Origin of the sequence: Qipengyuania soli, assembly GCF_015529805.1 — a bacterium.
Lineage (GTDB): Bacteria > Pseudomonadota > Alphaproteobacteria > Sphingomonadales > Sphingomonadaceae > Qipengyuania > Qipengyuania soli.
Window position 1 is genome coordinate 2076134 of the sequence record NZ_CP064654.1, and the last position, 15683, is coordinate 2091816.

17 protein-coding genes, 1 tRNA gene and 1 pseudogene are annotated in these 15683 nt (G+C 63.0%); 9 read left to right on the top strand and 10 right to left on the bottom strand.

Translation table 11 applies throughout. The annotated features are described in order from the left end of the window. Positions 1 to 32: 32 nt before the first annotated feature. Positions 33 to 1634, bottom strand: a complete 1602-nt coding sequence (locus IRL76_RS10340) for a CHASE domain-containing protein (RefSeq protein WP_200981264.1) — start codon at positions 1632 to 1634, stop codon at positions 33 to 35. Positions 1635 to 1917: 283 nt separating this feature from the next. On the opposite strand from IRL76_RS10340, the gene IRL76_RS10345 reads away from it, so the two are divergent. The 3 genes from IRL76_RS10345 to IRL76_RS10355 are packed head-to-tail and all read left to right on the top strand — an operon-like array spanning position 1918 to position 3922. After that, positions 1918 to 2094, top strand: coding sequence for a NepR family anti-sigma factor (locus tag IRL76_RS10345; RefSeq protein ID WP_200981265.1), 177 nt, complete (start codon positions 1918 to 1920; stop codon positions 2092 to 2094). Beyond that, positions 2094 to 2702, top strand: a complete 609-nt coding sequence (locus tag IRL76_RS10350; protein WP_200981266.1) for a sigma-70 family RNA polymerase sigma factor — start codon at positions 2094 to 2096, stop codon at positions 2700 to 2702. The genes IRL76_RS10345 and IRL76_RS10350 overlap by 1 nt, the downstream gene beginning before the upstream one ends. Positions 2703 to 2761: 59 nt before the next feature. Then, positions 2762 to 3922, top strand: a complete 1161-nt coding sequence (locus tag IRL76_RS10355) for an AI-2E family transporter (protein WP_200981267.1) — start codon at positions 2762 to 2764, stop codon at positions 3920 to 3922. A 57-nt stretch (positions 3923 to 3979) separates the two neighbouring features. Here IRL76_RS10355 and IRL76_RS10360 read toward each other — a convergent pair whose 3' ends face one another. Next, positions 3980 to 4591 (bottom strand): superoxide dismutase, encoded by a 612-nt coding sequence (locus IRL76_RS10360; protein ID WP_200981268.1) that lies wholly within the window; start codon positions 4589 to 4591, stop codon positions 3980 to 3982. Between the two features lie 62 nt (positions 4592 to 4653). Further along, the gene (locus IRL76_RS10365) at positions 4654 to 5925 is read right to left on the bottom strand and encodes a dicarboxylate/amino acid:cation symporter (protein ID WP_200981269.1); all 1272 of its coding nucleotides are present in this window, start codon (positions 5923 to 5925) and stop codon (positions 4654 to 4656) included. A gap of 116 nt (positions 5926 to 6041) precedes the next feature. On the opposite strand from IRL76_RS10365, the gene glmM reads away from it, so the two are divergent. From glmM to thiD, 3 genes are read left to right on the top strand one after another with little or no spacing between them, the layout of a single operon-like run. Beyond that, positions 6042 to 7379, top strand: a complete 1338-nt coding sequence (glmM, locus tag IRL76_RS10370; protein WP_200981270.1) for a phosphoglucosamine mutase — start codon at positions 6042 to 6044, stop codon at positions 7377 to 7379. After that, positions 7379 to 7603: a DUF1272 domain-containing protein gene (locus tag IRL76_RS10375; RefSeq protein WP_200981271.1), complete on the top strand. Its 225-nt coding sequence runs from the start codon at positions 7379 to 7381 to the stop codon at positions 7601 to 7603. Before glmM ends, IRL76_RS10375 begins: the two co-directional genes overlap by 1 nt. 7 nt (positions 7604 to 7610) lie before the next feature. Beyond that, a complete protein-coding gene (gene thiD / locus IRL76_RS10380; protein ID WP_200981272.1) occupies positions 7611 to 8411 on the top strand; it encodes a bifunctional hydroxymethylpyrimidine kinase/phosphomethylpyrimidine kinase in 801 nt (266 codons plus the stop codon). Between the two features lie 9 nt (positions 8412 to 8420). Here the strand turns inward: thiD and IRL76_RS10385 are convergent, their stop codons facing one another. After that, positions 8421 to 9308 (bottom strand): LOG family protein, encoded by an 888-nt coding sequence (locus tag IRL76_RS10385; RefSeq protein ID WP_200981273.1) that lies wholly within the window; start codon positions 9306 to 9308, stop codon positions 8421 to 8423. 52 nt (positions 9309 to 9360) lie between these two features. Next, positions 9361 to 9436 (bottom strand) — tRNA-Trp (locus IRL76_RS10390). A gap of 83 nt (positions 9437 to 9519) precedes the next feature. Here IRL76_RS10390 and aat point away from each other — a divergent pair. Further along, positions 9520 to 10239, top strand: a complete 720-nt coding sequence (aat, locus tag IRL76_RS10395; protein WP_200981274.1) for a leucyl/phenylalanyl-tRNA--protein transferase — start codon at positions 9520 to 9522, stop codon at positions 10237 to 10239. A 35-nt stretch (positions 10240 to 10274) separates the two neighbouring features. On the opposite strand, the pseudogene IRL76_RS14685 reads toward aat, so the two are convergent. From IRL76_RS14685 to IRL76_RS10415, 4 genes and pseudogenes are all read right to left on the bottom strand, one after another. After that, positions 10275 to 10676 (bottom strand): annotated as a pseudogene (locus tag IRL76_RS14685) (DUF2155 domain-containing protein); the annotation flags it as partial. A gap of 2 nt (positions 10677 to 10678) precedes the next feature. Then, entirely contained in the window at positions 10679 to 11077 is a 399-nt protein-coding gene (locus tag IRL76_RS10405) for an NADH:ubiquinone oxidoreductase subunit NDUFA12 (RefSeq protein WP_200981275.1), read from the bottom strand. 48 nt (positions 11078 to 11125) lie between these two features. After that, positions 11126 to 11641 carry a DUF192 domain-containing protein gene (locus tag IRL76_RS10410; protein WP_200981276.1) on the bottom strand — a complete coding sequence of 172 codons (516 nt, stop codon included), beginning with the start codon at positions 11639 to 11641 and terminating at the stop codon, positions 11126 to 11128. After that, the gene (locus tag IRL76_RS10415; RefSeq protein ID WP_425504494.1) at positions 11611 to 12009 is read right to left on the bottom strand and encodes a RecX family transcriptional regulator; all 399 of its coding nucleotides are present in this window, start codon (positions 12007 to 12009) and stop codon (positions 11611 to 11613) included. Before IRL76_RS10415 ends, IRL76_RS10410 begins: the two co-directional genes overlap by 31 nt. A gap of 314 nt (positions 12010 to 12323) precedes the next feature. Here IRL76_RS10415 and IRL76_RS10420 point away from each other — a divergent pair, with 314 nt between their 5' ends. Continuing rightward, positions 12324 to 14057, top strand: a complete 1734-nt coding sequence (locus IRL76_RS10420) for a fatty acyl-AMP ligase (RefSeq protein WP_200981278.1) — start codon at positions 12324 to 12326, stop codon at positions 14055 to 14057. A 157-nt stretch (positions 14058 to 14214) separates the two neighbouring features. Next, complete coding sequence (locus tag IRL76_RS10425) at positions 14215 to 14589, top strand: response regulator (protein ID WP_200981279.1); 375 nt, start codon at positions 14215 to 14217, stop codon at positions 14587 to 14589. 8 nt (positions 14590 to 14597) lie between these two features. Here IRL76_RS10425 and IRL76_RS10430 read toward each other — a convergent pair whose 3' ends face one another. Beyond that, positions 14598 to 15617, bottom strand: coding sequence for a PAS domain-containing protein (locus IRL76_RS10430; protein WP_200981280.1), 1020 nt, complete (start codon positions 15615 to 15617; stop codon positions 14598 to 14600). Positions 15618 to 15683 lie beyond the last annotated feature (66 nt).

Genomic DNA, 15683 nt, shown 5'->3' on the forward strand with positions numbered 1-15683 from the left:
CCTGCCGGCGACGGCGGGCCCTTTTTTGTCGCCTAGTGTCCGCGACCGCTAGGGCGGTTCTGGCGCAGGGCAAACTCGCTCGGTTCGCGCACGGGAGTCAACAGAACGCAGCGAACGCCGCTTTCGGCAAATGTCAGTTCGACCGGATGGCGCAGTTCGTGGGCAACGATCTTTTCGATAAGTTCCGTCCCGAAGCCGCGACGCATGGGACGAACCACCAAGGGGCCATTGCTTTCCACCCACTCGATGCGGGCAAGCGTGTCGTTGACCGAACTCCAAGTGATCGAAACATTGCCACCAGGAACGCTCAGTGCACCATACTTGGCAGCATTGGTGGCAAGCTCGTGGATCGCCAGCCCCAGCGAGAGCGCATCATTGGGTGCGAGCTCGACGTCCGGACCCTCGAGGGTAATGGTGTGATCCGCATCGCTCGAATAAGGCGCTAGTTCCACGCCCACGACCGACTTGATCGGCGTGGTGCCCCATTCCGATTGTGTGAGCAGATCGTGCGTTGCCGACAATGCCCTGATCCGTCCGTCGATGCCTTCCGCAAACTCGTCGAGACTCTTCGAGCGACGGCGGGTTAGCGAGACGATGGAAAGCACATTTGCCAGCGTGTTCTTGACGCGGTGGTTGAGCTCGCGGGTCAATGAGTCTCTGATCGAGTTTTGCTGGGCAAACCAGTCGATCGAACGACCGTCTTCAAGCGCCTGCTGCGTCAGGAGTCGGGCGACGAGCATGAGCAGGCTGGCAACCGCCAACCCGAACAGCAAGGTTATCATGGACATCGAAGACAGTGTTTCGTCCCGGGCCGACTGCACCGATATGAGCATTTTCCGGTTTGCGAGGATGACTTCTCGTTCGACCGTCGTGCCGGTCTCCCGCCATCCGGGAAGCTCCGCGATAAGCTCACGCTTACCGTCCCCGATATCGTACATCCGGGCTCCCACTCCATCGTAGCTCACCAGATCCGCCGCCGATTCCAGGAATTGGCGTGCGTTGAAGGGACTGTAGACAAATCCCTTCAGGTCGCGCCCCTGCTCGGCAGGGGTGAAAACCGGCATGTAGATCAGGAATCCAGCATCCGACCCCTTACCTTCCTGGACTAGCACGATCGGGCCGCTGGCCGTGGGCCGGCCGGTCTCGACTGCCTCGTCCATCGCCGCCCGTCTTACCTGCTCGGAATACATGTCGAAGCCCAATGCCCGCCGGTTTCTGAGCGTATCCGGTTGCAGATACAGAATCGGGACCATAACGGCACGCGGCTGCGCATCGAAACTCGGGCGCATGACCAGTCGCGAGGTCCTACCCCGCGACAATTGTTCCTCGAATTCCTCGATTTCGCCGGGACCTATGGCAGGGGCCCAACCGATACCCTCCGCACCCCGGTAGTCGGCGTCCATCCTGAGCTCAGACACGAACCGGCGGAAGAGCTCGGGCGATACCTCGTCCTGCGTGGTCAACAGTGCCGAGCCCGCACGAAGGTAGGACGAGCCGGTGAAAGCACGGCGTTCGATCGCGGAAGTCATTGCCTGCGCACGCCGGTTGATGTCCGCCGCGTCGCGTTCGATCTCCCCCTTTTCGATCGCAAAGACGCTCAACACGGTCATCGCCATGACCATGATGAAGATCATGACGGGTATCGCGCGCGGATACTCGACGAGCCAACGGCGTCGGTTGCCTTTGCGTTGGATGTCGTCGGTAGCCAGCGGCCTGCCCCTTATCGGTCCCTGTCGTTCGGATTATATACTATGATGTATTGGCGATTTCGTTCCACACGTGGGATTTGCGGGAACCATTTTACCCAAGGCCCGTTACGCGAACACTTGAGGGATCTTGCGACACCACCCGCCTGACCGCTTCCGTAACGGCGAGCAGGATGCGGGGTGTCCAAAACAGGGACCAAACTGGACAGACATGAGCGCCGACAGCACTAGTGCGAGCGGAAAGGATGGCGGCAAGCTTCCGCCGAAGCGGCCTGCCGAGAAGCCGGATTGGAGCAATGGCCTTCGCCAGCTCTATGATTCGGTTCTCGACGAGCCGCTGCCCGATGCTTTCAAGGACCTACTCTCGAAGCTGGACGACAAGGACTGATGGGGGCCGATAACCGTACGGCCTCGGAAAAGGCCGATTTCAAACGCGAGTTGACCGAAGTGGTCCCTCATCTGCGTGCATTCGCGCGCGGCCTATGCGGTCGCGCCGACATGGCGGACGATCTCGTCCAGGAAGCCCTGCTGAAGGCGTGGGCTGCTCAGGACCGTTTCCAGCCCGGCACAAGCATGCGCGCCTGGACCTTCGTCATCCTGCGCAATGCCTACCTCACCGACATGCGCCGCAACCGCTTCCGCGGCGAGTATGACGAGACCGTCGCCGAGCGGGTACTCACTGCTCCCGCCGGTCAGGAAGAACCCATCCACCTGTCGGACATGCATCGCGCATTACTTACGCTCCCTCCAGAAAGGCGCGAGGCGCTGCTTCTGGTCGGCGCAGGAGGTTTTTCGTATGAGGAAGCCGCAACGATCTGCGGCTGCGCGGTGGGTACGATCAAGAGCAGGGTCGGTCGTGCACGCGCGGCACTGACGACCATGCTGAGCGAAGGCTCCATCCCGCGGCGTTCGATCGATGACGAGATCGCGCACAGGGCGATTCTCGAGGAACTCGACGACGTTGCAGCGGGCAACGGGGTTGCCTCTCGCAGCTGATGGCTGCTCCCTTCGCGCTTTGCTTGTCACGACGTCTGCTGCGCGGCAAATAGCGGATCATGGCCGAGGTCGACCCCACGCCTGAGGAACCGGTGCACGTAGAGCGCACCCGCACGCTCGGTTTTGCGGAACAGGAACTGCGCCTGATTTCGTCGCTCGTCGTGCTGATCGGGATCGGGCTATTCCTGGCGCTGCCCTTCGTCTTGTCCATCGGTTCGGTGGTGTTCCTGCCGGTCGTCACCGCGCTTGTTCTCACCGTCATTCTGTCCCCGCTTGCCGACAAGCTAAACGGCTGGGGCCTGCCCAATGCTCTGGCATCGCTGGTCTCACTGCTCGTGCTCTTTGCGATCCTCCTCCTTGCCCTGGCGCTGATCCTGCAGCCGGCGATCGCACTGTTCGATGACATTCCGGCGATGGCGCAGCAGGTGATCAACCGTTTCGGCGAATTGCAGCGACAGTTCGCCTGGGTCGGAAGGATCAACGACCAGCTCGCCGCGCTGGTAAGCCGGGAAGAGGGACGCGAGGTCGTGCTCGCTTCGCCCAGCCTGCTCGAAGAGGTAGCCTTCGCTACGCCGAGTATCGTTCTCGAGACGGTACTGACCTTGCTTATGACCTATTTCATGGTCGAAGCACGCGTGCGCCTGCGCCAGCGCCTGCTGTTCGGCCGCACCAGTTTCGGCACCAGCATCAAGGCGGCACGCGTGATGCGAGAGGTTCAGGACCGCGTCGCCTCCTACATCCTCACCGTGGGATGGATCAACGCGTGCGTCGGCGTGATCGTCGCGGTGGGTGCATGGTCCATGGGGGTCGACGCGCCGATCATGTGGGGCGGGCTGGCCGCACTGCTCAATTTCCTGCCCTATGTCGGGCCGATTATCATGATCACGCTGCTCGGCCTTTTCGGTATCGGGACGACAGAGACCGTGTTCGTGGGCATCCTGCCTGCCCTCGCCTATCTGGGACTGCACACGATCGAGGCGAATATCGTTACCCCGTCGATCCTCGGGGCGCGGTTCACAATGAATCCCGTCCTCATTCTTATTGCCCTGTCTTACTTTTCCTGGGTTTGGGGCGTGTTTGGTGCCCTGCTGTCGGTGCCCATCCTGCTGATGCTCACCGCGCTGTTCGACCACGTGGGACGACCGAACCTGGTCGGGTTCATATTTGGCGAACCGCTGTTCGGCGCCGAGATCCTGACCGACACCGAGCAGGAGGCATAAGAAAGGCCCGCCAGGCACAGAGCTCGGCGGGCCTTTGCTAATTCATGCGAGGCTGTATCAGCCGGGGTATTTCCAGGTGGTGCCGCGGGCGAGATTCTCGCTCGCGAAGCTCCAGTTGAGCTTGCCGTTGACCGCATCGAGGTAGGCCGGACGCGCGTTCTGGTGGTCGAGGTAATAGGCGTGTTCCCACAGGTCGATCACCAGCAGCGGGTTGGTGCCCGACTGGTCCGCCAGGGTGTCGCCGTCATGCGTTTCCTCGATGGTCAGCGCTCCGTCCTTGACCGCCAGCCAGACCCAGCCGCTGGCGAAGTGGCCTGCACCACGCTCCGCGAGCTTTTTCTTGAGGTCGTCGACCGAGCCGAATGCGTCGTTGATCATGCTCTTGAGCTCGTCGGAAGCCGACGTTTCTTCAGCCGCCATCGAGTGCCAGTAGAAACCGTGGTTCCAGCTCTGCGCTGCATTGTTGAACAGGCCGGCGTTGCTGCCGCGCGCGGCTGCAACCACGTCTTCGAGCGACTTGTCGGCAAGATCGGTGCCCTCGATCGCGGCGTTGGTCTTGTCGATGTAAGCCTTGTGATGCTTGCCGTGGTGGAACGACAGCGTCTTGGCCGAAACCGCAGGCTCCAGCGCGGTGTCGTCGTAAGGCAGGTCGATAAGGGTAAAGGCCATGGGTTTCTCCAATCCTTGGTGGCGCGAAATTCGATTGTCCCTACACCAATGCGCGGGACGCCTTAGGGTTGCACGGGCTCTTCGCCCAGGTCGCCGCTGTGGTCAACGGCAGTCGTGACGGCGACATCCATCGTCACATTCCCCAGCGTGCGCATGATGTCGGGCAGCATCTCCACCGCCACCAGCAAGGCTAGCGGTTCGATGGGCACACCCATGGCCAGAGCGATCGGGCCGACCGAGATCACGAAGCTGATCGAACCTGGAAGGCTGACCGATCCCACGCTGATGATCAGTGCGACAAGGGCACCGGTCGCCAGAGTCGCCGGGTCGAGCGAAACGCCAGCGAGATGCGCGACATAGATCGCGACAGCCATGTTCATGGCCGGACTTGTCGCGCGAAAAATCGCCACCGACAGTGGGAGCACGAAATCCGCCGTCGCCTCCTTTACATCGAGGCGACGGGCACTGACGAGCATGGCAGGAAGGCTGGCAAGGGAGCTCTGTGTCGACAATGCCACCGCTTGCGACGGCAGCATCGCCCTGATGAAAGCGAACGGCCTGCGCTTGCCGCCAACCATGGCGACGACATAACCGCCGACGAGAACGATCGCTCCCATTGCCGATACAGTGAGGATGTAGTGCGCGAGAGTGACGAAGGCGCCTCCGCCGCCCACTGCGGCCACGCCGATCGCCAGCGCGAACACGCCTACGGGAGCCACTGCCAGCACCCATCCGATGATCACCAGCATCGCATTGCCGAGTGCGCGGAAGAAGGCGAGCAGGGTTTCCGCCTGACTCTCCGGAAGGCGCACGATGGCCAGCGCGAAAAGAGCGAAGAAGATTGTCAGCGGCAGCATGGTAGTCTGTGCCGCGGCCGCGATGACGTTCGGGGCCACCAGCGAGGTGATGAAAGCAGCAATTCCGGGCACCTCGCCCGCCCCCGCTTCTCCGTCGGCCATCAGGAAGCCCGCAGCGCCGGAAGGTATCGGGAAGGCGTCGAGGAGGAGCGGCATAAAGATGCACGTGGATATCGCGCTCAGCGCCAGGATGCCGAGGATGTAGCTTATCGTTGTGCGCGCGACCCTTCCTGCTGAGGCGGCCCGCGCCATCTGCGAAATGCCCAGCACCAGCAGCGAAGCAACCAGCGGAATGATCGTCATCTGCAGGGCATTGAGCCAGATCGTGCCGACCGGAGCAGCCACGGTCTCGAGAAGCGCGAAACCCGGTGTCCCGTGAAACAGCATTCCGAGAAGCAGGCCAGCGACGAGACCTGCCAGGGTCCAGCCAGCTGGTATCCTCACCTCGACCAGTCCGTTTTCCTTCGCAACCGTCATGCAATCTCCCCGAAATATGTTGCACAGGCCTTAGCGCGTTTTGCCCAATGTGCCAGTTACCCGTGACAAGAGCGCCGCTTCGCGCCATGGAACCGGCGAAGACCAAGGGAGCACAAATGGCACGCAAGTTCTTCGGCACCGACGGGATTCGCGGTCGCACCAACGAAGGCGTCATGACGGCGGCCACCGCAATGCGCGTGGGTCAGGCGGCAGGTACGCATTTCCTGCGCGGCGGGCACCGTCACAGAGTGGTGATCGGCAAGGACACCCGACTGTCTGGCTACATGATGGAGAGCGCGCTGGTGGCGGGTTTTACCAGCGTCGGCATGGATGTCGTAATGACCGGCCCGCTTCCGACCCCGGCGATCGCCATGCTCACCCGCGAGATGCGTGCCGATCTCGGCGTGATGATCTCCGCAAGCCATAATCCGTACGAGGACAACGGCATCAAGCTGTTCGGACCCGACGGGTTCAAGCTGTCGGACAATGCCGAAGCTTCGATCGAACGGCTGCTCGAACAGGAACCGCTGCTGGTGGAACCTCACCGCATCGGCAGGGCGCGCCGCATCGACGACGCACGTGGCCGATACATCCATGCCGTGAAGCAGTCGGTCGCCAGCGACATCCGGTTCGACGGGCTCAAGGTCGTGGTCGATTGCGCCAACGGTGCAGCCTACCAGGTTGCTCCCTCGGCGATCTGGGAGCTGGGTGCCGAAGTCATCGCCATGGGCGTCGAACCCGATGGCACCAACATCAACAAGGGCGTCGGCTCGACCTCGCTGGATGCCATCAAGGCACGCGTGGTCGCGGAAGGCGCCGATATCGGCATCGCGCTCGACGGGGATGCGGACCGCCTGATCGTCATCGATGAGAAGGGCCAGACTGTCGACGGAGACCAGATCATGGCGGTCATCGCCGATCGCCTGCATGCCCGCGGCGACCTTCGCGGCGGCGGGATCGTCGCCACCGTCATGTCCAACCTCGGCCTCGAGCGCTTCCTTGCGGGCAAGGGCCTGACGCTCGAGCGCGCGAAGGTGGGCGATCGCTACGTGCTCGAGAGGATGAAACAGGGCGGTTTCAACGTCGGCGGAGAGCAGTCGGGCCACATGATCCTGCTCGACCATGGCACGACCGGCGACGGCACCGTCGCTGCTCTGCGGGTGCTCGCCAGCCTCGTGCGCTCGGGCAAGCCGGCGAGCGAACTGCTCCATGCCTTCGACCCGGTTCCGCAATTGCTGAAGAACGTTCGCTACTCCGGCGGCAAGCCGCTCGAGGATGCCACGGTGAAGCAGGTCATTGCCGACGCCGAAGCCGAACTGGAAGGCAAGGGTCGCCTCGTCATTCGACCTTCGGGCACGGAACCCGTCATCCGCGTCATGGCCGAAGGTGACGATGCCACCCAGGTCGAAGCCGTGGTCGACCGGATTTGCGACGCCGTGAAGGGAGCCGCCTGATGCTCGTAATGCGCCCTGATTGCGAACGCTGCGGCACGGACCTCCCGGCCGAGGCCCCCGGCGCCTTCATCTGCAGCTTTGAATGCACGTTCTGCACCGATTGTGCCGACGACCTCGATGACGTCTGCCCCAATTGTGGCGGCGAGCTGATGGACCGGCCGACGCGCGCCAAGCAGCTGCAGGACAAATATCCTCCGTCTACCGAACGCAAGTTCAAGGGCTGAGAACACCTTGGTCGCCCCTCCCCCCAGAATCCTCTCCATTGCCGGATCGGACAGTTCCGGCGGTGCCGGCATACAGGCCGACATCAAGACCATCACCATGCTCGGAGGCTATGCCATGACCGCCATCACGGCTGTCACAGCGCAGAACACACGCGGCGTGCAGGGGGTCGAGGCCTTGCCGCCCGATTTCGTTCTCGCCCAGGTCGACAGCTGCCTCGACGACATCGGGGCCGATGCGATCAAGATCGGCATGCTCGGGTCGCCCGAGGTCGCCATGCGCCTGGCAGAAAGGCTCGATACCTTCTCCGGTGCAATCGTGTTTGACCCGGTGATGGTCGCGACCAGCGGCTCTTCGCTGGCGAGCGAAGCGACTATCGCCGCCTTCGGTGCGTTGATGGACATTGCGACCATCGTCACGCCGAACCTGCCTGAACTGGCAGCACTGACCGGGCGCGATCAGGTCGCGGAAGAGGACATCTACAATGTTGCGGGCGAACTCGCCGAACGCCATGACACGATCATCCTCGCCAAGGGAGGCCATGGCGAGGGTGACGAGGTCATTGACCGGATCGTCTCTTCGAGCGGGAAAATCGCCAGCTTCGGCCACGCGCGGATCGACACACGGCACACGCACGGGACGGGCTGCACGCTGTCAGCAGCGCTGGCGACCTTCCTCGGCTATCGCCAGCCATTGACCAATGCAGTGCGGCTGGCGCGCAGCTTTACGTTCGCAGCCATCGAGAATGCTCCGGGCTTTGGCGAAGGCAACGGCCCGCTGGGCCATCAGGCGGTGCGCAAGCTGGACTAGCGCTGAGGCCTAGCGATCGAGCTTGTAGAACGCGCTGATATGTTCCCACGCCTCTTCGGCGGTTTCGCACCAGCGGAACAGGTCGAGATCCTTGCGCGAGATCGTGCCCTCTTCGGCGATGGCGTCGAAATCGACAACGCGGGTCCAGAAGTCCTTACCGAACAGCAGGATCGGGATCGGCTTCATCTTGCCGGTCTGGATGAGGGTAAGGAGCTCGAAGAATTCGTCGAACGTGCCGAACCCGCCCGGAAACACCGCAACCGCACGCGCACGCAGCAGGAAGTGCATCTTGCGCAGCGCGAAGTAATGGAAATTGAGCGCAAGATAGGGCGTCACGTACTGGTTGGGGGCCTGCTCGTGGGGCAGGATGATGTTGAGGCCGATCGATTCTGCGCCGGCATCGCTCGCCCCCTTGTTGGCAGCTTCCATGATCGAAGGGCCGCCGCCTGAGCAGACGACGAACTGGCGCTTGCCGTCTTCGACAATCGATTTGTCGCTCGCAATGCGCGCGAGGCGATACGCTTCAGTGTAATACTTGGCTTTTGCGACGAGGCTTTCGACGATGCGCTTTTCGTCATCCGGCAAGTCTTTTGCCGCTTCGAGCGCAGCTTCGCATTGGTCGGGCGCGGGAATGCGCGCGGATCCGTACATAACCAGCGTCGATCCGACACCGGCCTCTTCGAGAAGCATTTCGGGTTTCAGGAGTTCGAGCTGGAAGCGAACGGGGCGCAATTCCTCGCGCAGCAGGAAATCGGGATCCTGGAACGCCAGGCGGTAGGCCGGGTGGGCCGTCTGCGGCGTCTGCTTCTTGTGGCTCTTGTCGAATTCGGCCTCTTTTTCGGCCGGATAGAATTTGCGAGCGGCGAGGTCGCGCTCTTTCTTTTCTTCTTCTGTCATGGCTCGCCCGATAGGGCCGCGAAGCCCATCGGACAAGCGATGAAGAAGGAAATGGCAGGGGTGACAGGATTCGAACCCGTGGCCCTCGGTTTTGGAGACCGATGCTCTACCAGCTGAGCTACACCCCTGCAGGAGCCGCGCGCATTAGTATGGGCGCGCATGCTTGGCAAGGCGCATATCGCGCCATCGTCGTTGGTGCTAGGATAATGCGATGCACGCCCCCGCCGCCCATACGATTCCGGTCGACCTGCTGCTACGAGCCTATCGTGCGGGCGTCTTCCCCATGGCGGACCATCGCAACGACGAGGAAGTGTACTGGGTCGAGCCGCGCGAACGGGCAATCTTCCCGCTCGACAGCCTGCACATCTCGCAGAGCCTGAAGAAGACAATCCGCCAGAACCGCTTCCAGGTGACCTGCGACAGAGACTTCGCGAGCGTTATCGCCGCCTGCGCCGAACCGCGCGAGGAGCATGCCGAAAGCTGGATCAGCAATCGGATCGAGGCGAGCTACAACGCGCTCCACCGCGCCGGCCATGCGCACTCGATCGAATGCTGGGAAGGCGGGCGCCTCGTCGGAGGTCTTTACGGTGCCGCATTCGACCGGGTGTTCTGCGGGGAAAGCATGTTCAGCCGCACGAAGGATGCAAGCAAGGTCGCGCTGGTGTGGCTGGTCGCGGCAATGCGTGATGCCGGATACGAGGTGCTCGACTGCCAGTTCATGACCGACCACCTTGCCAGCCTCGGCGCGGTGGCAATGCCCCAATCGGCTTATGTGTCGTTGCTCGCTTCGGCGACAGGCTCCGGAGTTGGCTCGGGCGCTGCCTGGGGTTCGCGCGGCGTGGTCGGTTCCTTGCCCGCATCGGTCTCGCGATTCGCTTCAGCGGAATCACCCGGGAAGTCCATTTTGCAGTCCTTGACCCAGACATCATAGATCGGGTGTTCGACCACGTTGAGGCTGGGTGAATTCTTGAAAAGCCAACCGGAAAAGACCTTGCGAAACTGATCCTCGGTCCCGCGTTCGAGCACCAGGACCTGAACGAACGCCCCGGTTTCCTTGGGCATCTCCCACGGCGCGGTCCGTTCGCATGCCTGCAAGCGGATGATGACATTGCCGATGCGCCGCTGTTCGCCCGGCTTCATCTCGATGTCCTGGCTGACATTGTTGCGCTTGTTGAGGAGGCCGATCGTGGCCACCCGGTCTTCCATCGGCGTCCCGATCCCGGCCTCGGCAGCAGGCTGCTTGGGCACCGGGGCGAGCTTAAGATCGTCGGGAATCTCCGTTTCGACAGCCTTCGGGTCTTCCGGCTTGTCGCGGTTGCAGCCGGCCAGCGCAGCGAGCGCGAGGGTCAGGGCCAGCGCCCGGCGCATCGTCACGCGTCCGGCGACCAGGCTTCGTAGTCGCCGGTGGCGCGGGCGCGCTGCCCGCCACGCTCAAGCGCGCCGGCAGGGCGATAGGCCGCAGCGGTGCCGGTGGCATTGGGAGTGTAGTCAGCTTCCCAGATGCGCGGCGGCGGCAGGTGGCTTTCGGGCACATCGTCGAAAGAGCCGTGCAGCCAGCCATGCCATTCGGCAGGGACGCGGCTGGCATCATTGGCGCCTTCGTAGATGACCCAGCGCCGCTCGCGACCGTCGCCGGTCTTCTTCTTCGAGCGGTAATACTTGTTGCCCTGCGCGTCGGTGCCGACGTGGACGCCGTTGCGCGAGGACCACAGGAGCGTGCCGATCGTGGCGCCGTCCCACCAGGTGAAAATCTTGCCGAGGATACCCATGGCGGCGCGACTAGCCGATTCGTGCGCGCGGGCCAAGCCATTCGGCGCTTACCATGCGACCTTGTCGCCCGGTTCTATGCCCAGTTCGGCGGATCGCCCGCCTGCGAGTTCCAACACACCCAACACCGGTCCGACCGAATAGACCGGTTCGAGCGAATAGGGCGTGGCGTTGGCGGCGATGTTGGAGATCCGCCCGTCGGGCCCGACAAAGATGATATCGAGCGGGAGCGGGGTGTTCTTCATCCAGAAGCTTTGCGCGGTCTTGCCGTCGTAGGGAAAGATCATTCCCTCGTCGGGACCGAGTTCGGTGCGGAACATCAGGCCCTTGCGCTGCGCTTCGGGCGTATCCGCAACCTCGACAGCGAAGCGGTGCTTGCCCGCAGCGCTTTCGACGGTGAGGGGAATGACCTGAAGGCCCGAGACGGGGTGGACGGTCGGCGCAGCGGTTTCCGCATTGGTACCGGCCTCGGCGGACACCTGCGGCGAACATGCGGCGATGCCAAGCAGGGCACCTGCCGCCAGAATTCCCGCGGTCAGTCCGCGTCCCGTGCTTCTGCGACCCATTCTTCGAGCTCCTCGATCGTGGCCGCTTCCAGGACATGGCGCGCGGCGTCGAAATCATGGCCCGCGCGCACCATGGCTGCAAGCCGCTTTTCGCGCAGCTTGTGCGCTTCCTCGGGAGTGCGAGGAGGCGAAGTGTCGAAAGGGCCGAAGCGACGACGACGGGCGAGAACCACGGCCGATTCGCGCCGCGCAGCCTCGTCCGGCCCGAGGGCTTCGCGCAGGGGTTCGGCGATATCCGCTGCCCTGAGGTCCTGGTCGATCCGCCGCGCGCCGTATCCTCGCGAGAGCAGGCCGCTTGCTCGCGCCTTGCCGTAGATTTCGTCGTCGACGTACCCTTTGTCCACGAACCGCGCGACGAGTCCTTCCACGTCCGGTTGGGTCTCTCCGGCCCATCCTCGTTCGCGCAATTTACGCGTGAGGTAAGCTTTTAGCTTCCCCGCGCTTGTTGCAAATCGGGCAACGTAAGCTAGCGCAAGTTCCTCTAGTCGTTGGCTTTCAAGCGGCCTGACCGTGCGCTGCTTGCGACGAGATGTTGCGTGGCGATGGTCCATCGGCCATAATCGTGCCACAGTCATTACCGATTGGGAAACGTTGAACAGGCGCCCGCACGCAGACGGGCACCGATTGGGACCACTGAGGGTTGCCTTCGGGCATAACTATCCACGGGTATCGCTACACAATTATGACCGACGCCGTTTTGACGCCGACGCCGAACGATTGCGACCTGCCGCGTCGCCGGTCGGACTTCGCGACATTCACCGAGGCGGTGGATTACGCTGCTCGCAGCGCCAAGGGCCTCAATTTCCACGACATGCGCGGGACGCTGGAACTGGTTTACCCGTTTACCCAGATGCGCGAGGACGCGCTGAAATTCGCGCGCCAACTCGTCGCCGCGGGCATCGGCAAGGACGACCGCGTCGCCCTTGTCGCCGAGACCAGTCCCGAATTCGCGGCGCTGTTCTGCGCCTGCGTCTATGCCGGTGCTTGGCCGGTGCCGCTGCCGTTGCCGACCACCTTCGGCGGCAAGGACAGCTATATCGACCAGCTTTCGGTCCAGCTTGAAAGCAGCGATCCTAAAATCCTCATCTACCCCGGCGAAATCGGCGAGATGGCGTTTGCCGCTGCCGAACGTCAGGGTTGTGCGGGCGAAAGCTGGGGAGATTTCGCCCAGCGGCCCGACCCCGAGTGCGAGCTGCCCGAGGCGCAGCCGGACGATATCTGCTATCTCCAGTATTCAAGCGGCTCGACCCGCTTCCCGACCGGCGTGGCGGTGACCCACAAGGCACTGCTCCACAACCTCTACGGCCACGCGACCGGGGTGAACCTGGGCGAGAACGACCGGGTCATCAGCTGGCTGCCGTGGTACCATGACATGGGCCTTGTCGGATGCTTCCTCTCGCCGATCGCCAACCAAGCGAGCTGCGATTACATCAAGACCGAACATTTCGCCCGCCGCCCGCTGGCCTGGCTCGAACTGATCAGCCGCAACCCGGGCAACAGTCTCTCCTATTCGCCGACATTCGGCTACGACATCTGCGCTCGCCGCATCTCGAGCCAGAGCCATGTCGGCGACCGCTTCGACCTGTCGCGGTGGCGCACTGCGGGCAATGGCGCGGACATGATCCGTCCCGACGTCATGCAAAGTTTCGTCAATGCATTCGCCGAAGCCGGGTTCAAGGCCAGTGCCTTCACTCCCAGCTACGGACTGGCCGAAGCGACGCTCGCCGTGACCGTTATGCCGCCGGGCGAGGGCATCCGCGTGGAACTGGTCGAAGAAGAACGTCTTTCGGGACGCCCGCGCGACCTCAGCCACCCGGCCCGCTATCGCGCCATCGTCAACTGCGGCAAGGCGTTGCCGGGTATGGAAGTCGAAATCCGCGGCGAGAACGGCGACGTGCGCGGCGACCACCAGATCGGCAAGGTCTGGTGCCGCGGGGACAGCGTCATGCACTCCTATTTCCGGAACGAGGAAGCGACGAACGACTGTCTCGTCGATGGTTGGCTCGACACGGGCGACATGGGCTACCTTGCCGATGGCTACCTGTTCATCGTCGGCCGGGCGAAGGACATGATCATCATCAACGGCAAGAACCTCTGGCCGCAGGACATCGAATGGGCGGTCGAGCAGCTGCCGGGCTTCAACCACGGCGATATTGCGGCCTTCTCGATCGATACCGAGGCTGGTGAAGAGGCGCCCGCCGTCCTCGTCCATTGCCGCGTCTCCGACCCTGACGAGCGAATCAAGCTGCGCGACCAGATCGCCGACAAGGTCCGCGGCGTCACCGGCATGAGCTGCGTAGTCGAACTGGTTCCGCCGCGCACGCTGCCGCGCACCAGCTCGGGCAAGCTCAGCCGCGCCAAGGCCAAGAGGCTTTACCTCGCCGGAGAGATCCAGCCGCTGGACCTCGCCGCCTGACGCGTGGCTGTGGCGCGTTCGCCACAGCCACGTCCAAGCAAATCAAACGCTTCACGGTTCATCGCATTTTGGCGACGGAATCGCGTGGATGGCGGAACTCTGCCGTTTTCCATCCGTTTTTCGGCAGGAACACGGGTCGCACCGGCCGAGTTCGAACATGCAACACAACCTGCCTGGCAAACGCGTATTGATCGTCGAAGACAATCCGCTGCTGGCCCATGACATCAAGGACCTAATGGAGGAGCTGGGGGCATTGCCCATCGGCCCGGCGCTCGACTTACAGGCCGGGTTTTCGCTGCTCAACGACAACGAACCCGATGCCGCGCTGCTCGACGTAGACCTTGCGGGCGAGCTCGTCTGGCCATTGGCCGAAGCTTTGAGCGCACGCCGTGTGCCCTTTGCCTTCATCAGCGCCGATTGCACGCAGGAGTACCTCCCCGATCGCTATCGCCGGATGGTCTGTCTCGAGAAGCCCGCGACCAAGGAGGAAATCGTGGGGGTTATCAGTGAGCTTGCCTCGGGCGATTGCTGACGGGCGGCTCAGTCCGGCATGACGCGGACGTGAAAGTCCACAGCCGGACCTGTGCCGTGCCAGTTCACCCCAGCGGACATTCCCGAAGTCGATCCCAGCCTGGTAAGCAACATATGCCCCGAGCCCTGGTAATCGGGCTTGGTGACGGGTCGCCCGCAATCCTCGTGCCAGTGCAGGGTGAGGATATCTCGGCCCAGTGAGCCGGTAAGGGTGATCTTTCCGGAATCATTCCCGAGCGCACCGTATTTCAGCGAGTTGGTCTGCAATTCGCCGAGTATCAGCGCCAACTGCTGGACCGCATCGTCGCCAAGGCGTGCGTCAGGCAGGGTGCTGACCTCGATAAGGTTGCCTGCCCCACTCGCTTCGAGCACCTGTTCGATAGCGAGCTTGGCAGTGACCGGCCGGTCGCGGTGGACTGTGAGGAGGTCCTGCGCCCGCGCCAGCGCCTGCAGCTTGTTCTCCAGCCGATCGATAAGATCGCTTGGACCCTCCGAATGGCGGGCCAGCAGCTTGGCTACCGACCCAACGACTGCAAGCTGGTTCTTCAGCCGGTGCCGCATCTCGCGTGCGATGCTGTCCGAGCGCTCCGCCGCGAGCATGGCACGTTCGCGCATCCGGCGCTCGTTGAGGCTTTCCTGGACCTTTTCGGTGACGTCGCGTGAGGTGGCGAGCAGGTGGCTGATCTCTCCATCGGCTCGCATGATCGGGGAAACGCTGACGTCCCACCAGCGTGGTTGCCCGGCAGCAATCGGGCAATAGGCTTCGAAGCGGTCGTTCTGCCCCCGGCCCGCGCGATTGACGGCCTCGATGACCCGCGCCCTTCCGTCCACCGGCCAGATTTCGTCCCAGCGCCTCCCGACCAGTTCGTCGCTGCTGGACAGGCCGAGGGCCCTGAGGCCGTTGCGGTTCACATACTCGATGTCACCTTCAACGCTGAGGAGCTTGATGCAGTCGGCCGTCTGATCAAGGATAGCGCCCAACACATCGTCTGCCTCCTGGGCAAACTGCGCCATGAATGTCTCGCTCATCCTGCAACCCCTCCCGAGTCCCGTCTATTATCACAATTCCAGCTACTTAGCGAATCCCGTCCTTTC

What these genes read in the sequence shown, in the direction of transcription:
- IRL76_RS10355 (WP_200981267.1), top strand. Translation starts at nt 2,762, where the DNA reads ATGGCCGAGGTCGACCCCACGCCTGAGGAACCGGTGCACGTAGAGCGC.
- IRL76_RS10375 (WP_200981271.1), top strand. Translation starts at nt 7,379, where the DNA reads ATGCTCGTAATGCGCCCTGATTGCGAACGCTGCGGCACGGACCTCCCG.
- IRL76_RS10410 (WP_200981276.1), bottom strand. Translation starts at nt 11,641, where the DNA reads ATGGGTCGCAGAAGCACGGGACGCGGACTGACCGCGGGAATTCTGGCG.
- IRL76_RS10360 (WP_200981268.1), bottom strand. Translation starts at nt 4,591, where the DNA reads ATGGCCTTTACCCTTATCGACCTGCCTTACGACGACACCGCGCTGGAG.
- IRL76_RS10365 (WP_200981269.1), bottom strand. Translation starts at nt 5,925, where the DNA reads ATGACGGTTGCGAAGGAAAACGGACTGGTCGAGGTGAGGATACCAGCT.
- aat (WP_200981274.1), top strand. Translation starts at nt 9,520, where the DNA reads ATGCACGCCCCCGCCGCCCATACGATTCCGGTCGACCTGCTGCTACGA.
- IRL76_RS10345 (WP_200981265.1), top strand. Translation starts at nt 1,918, where the DNA reads ATGAGCGCCGACAGCACTAGTGCGAGCGGAAAGGATGGCGGCAAGCTT.
- IRL76_RS10420 (WP_200981278.1), top strand. Translation starts at nt 12,324, where the DNA reads ATGACCGACGCCGTTTTGACGCCGACGCCGAACGATTGCGACCTGCCG.
- IRL76_RS10430 (WP_200981280.1), bottom strand. Translation starts at nt 15,617, where the DNA reads ATGAGCGAGACATTCATGGCGCAGTTTGCCCAGGAGGCAGACGATGTG.
- IRL76_RS10405 (WP_200981275.1), bottom strand. Translation starts at nt 11,077, where the DNA reads ATGGGTATCCTCGGCAAGATTTTCACCTGGTGGGACGGCGCCACGATC.
- IRL76_RS10425 (WP_200981279.1), top strand. Translation starts at nt 14,215, where the DNA reads ATGCAACACAACCTGCCTGGCAAACGCGTATTGATCGTCGAAGACAAT.
- glmM (WP_200981270.1), top strand. Translation starts at nt 6,042, where the DNA reads ATGGCACGCAAGTTCTTCGGCACCGACGGGATTCGCGGTCGCACCAAC.
- IRL76_RS10350 (WP_200981266.1), top strand. Translation starts at nt 2,094, where the DNA reads ATGGGGGCCGATAACCGTACGGCCTCGGAAAAGGCCGATTTCAAACGC.
- IRL76_RS10340 (WP_200981264.1), bottom strand. Translation starts at nt 1,634, where the DNA reads ATGATCTTCATCATGGTCATGGCGATGACCGTGTTGAGCGTCTTTGCG.
- IRL76_RS10385 (WP_200981273.1), bottom strand. Translation starts at nt 9,308, where the DNA reads ATGACAGAAGAAGAAAAGAAAGAGCGCGACCTCGCCGCTCGCAAATTC.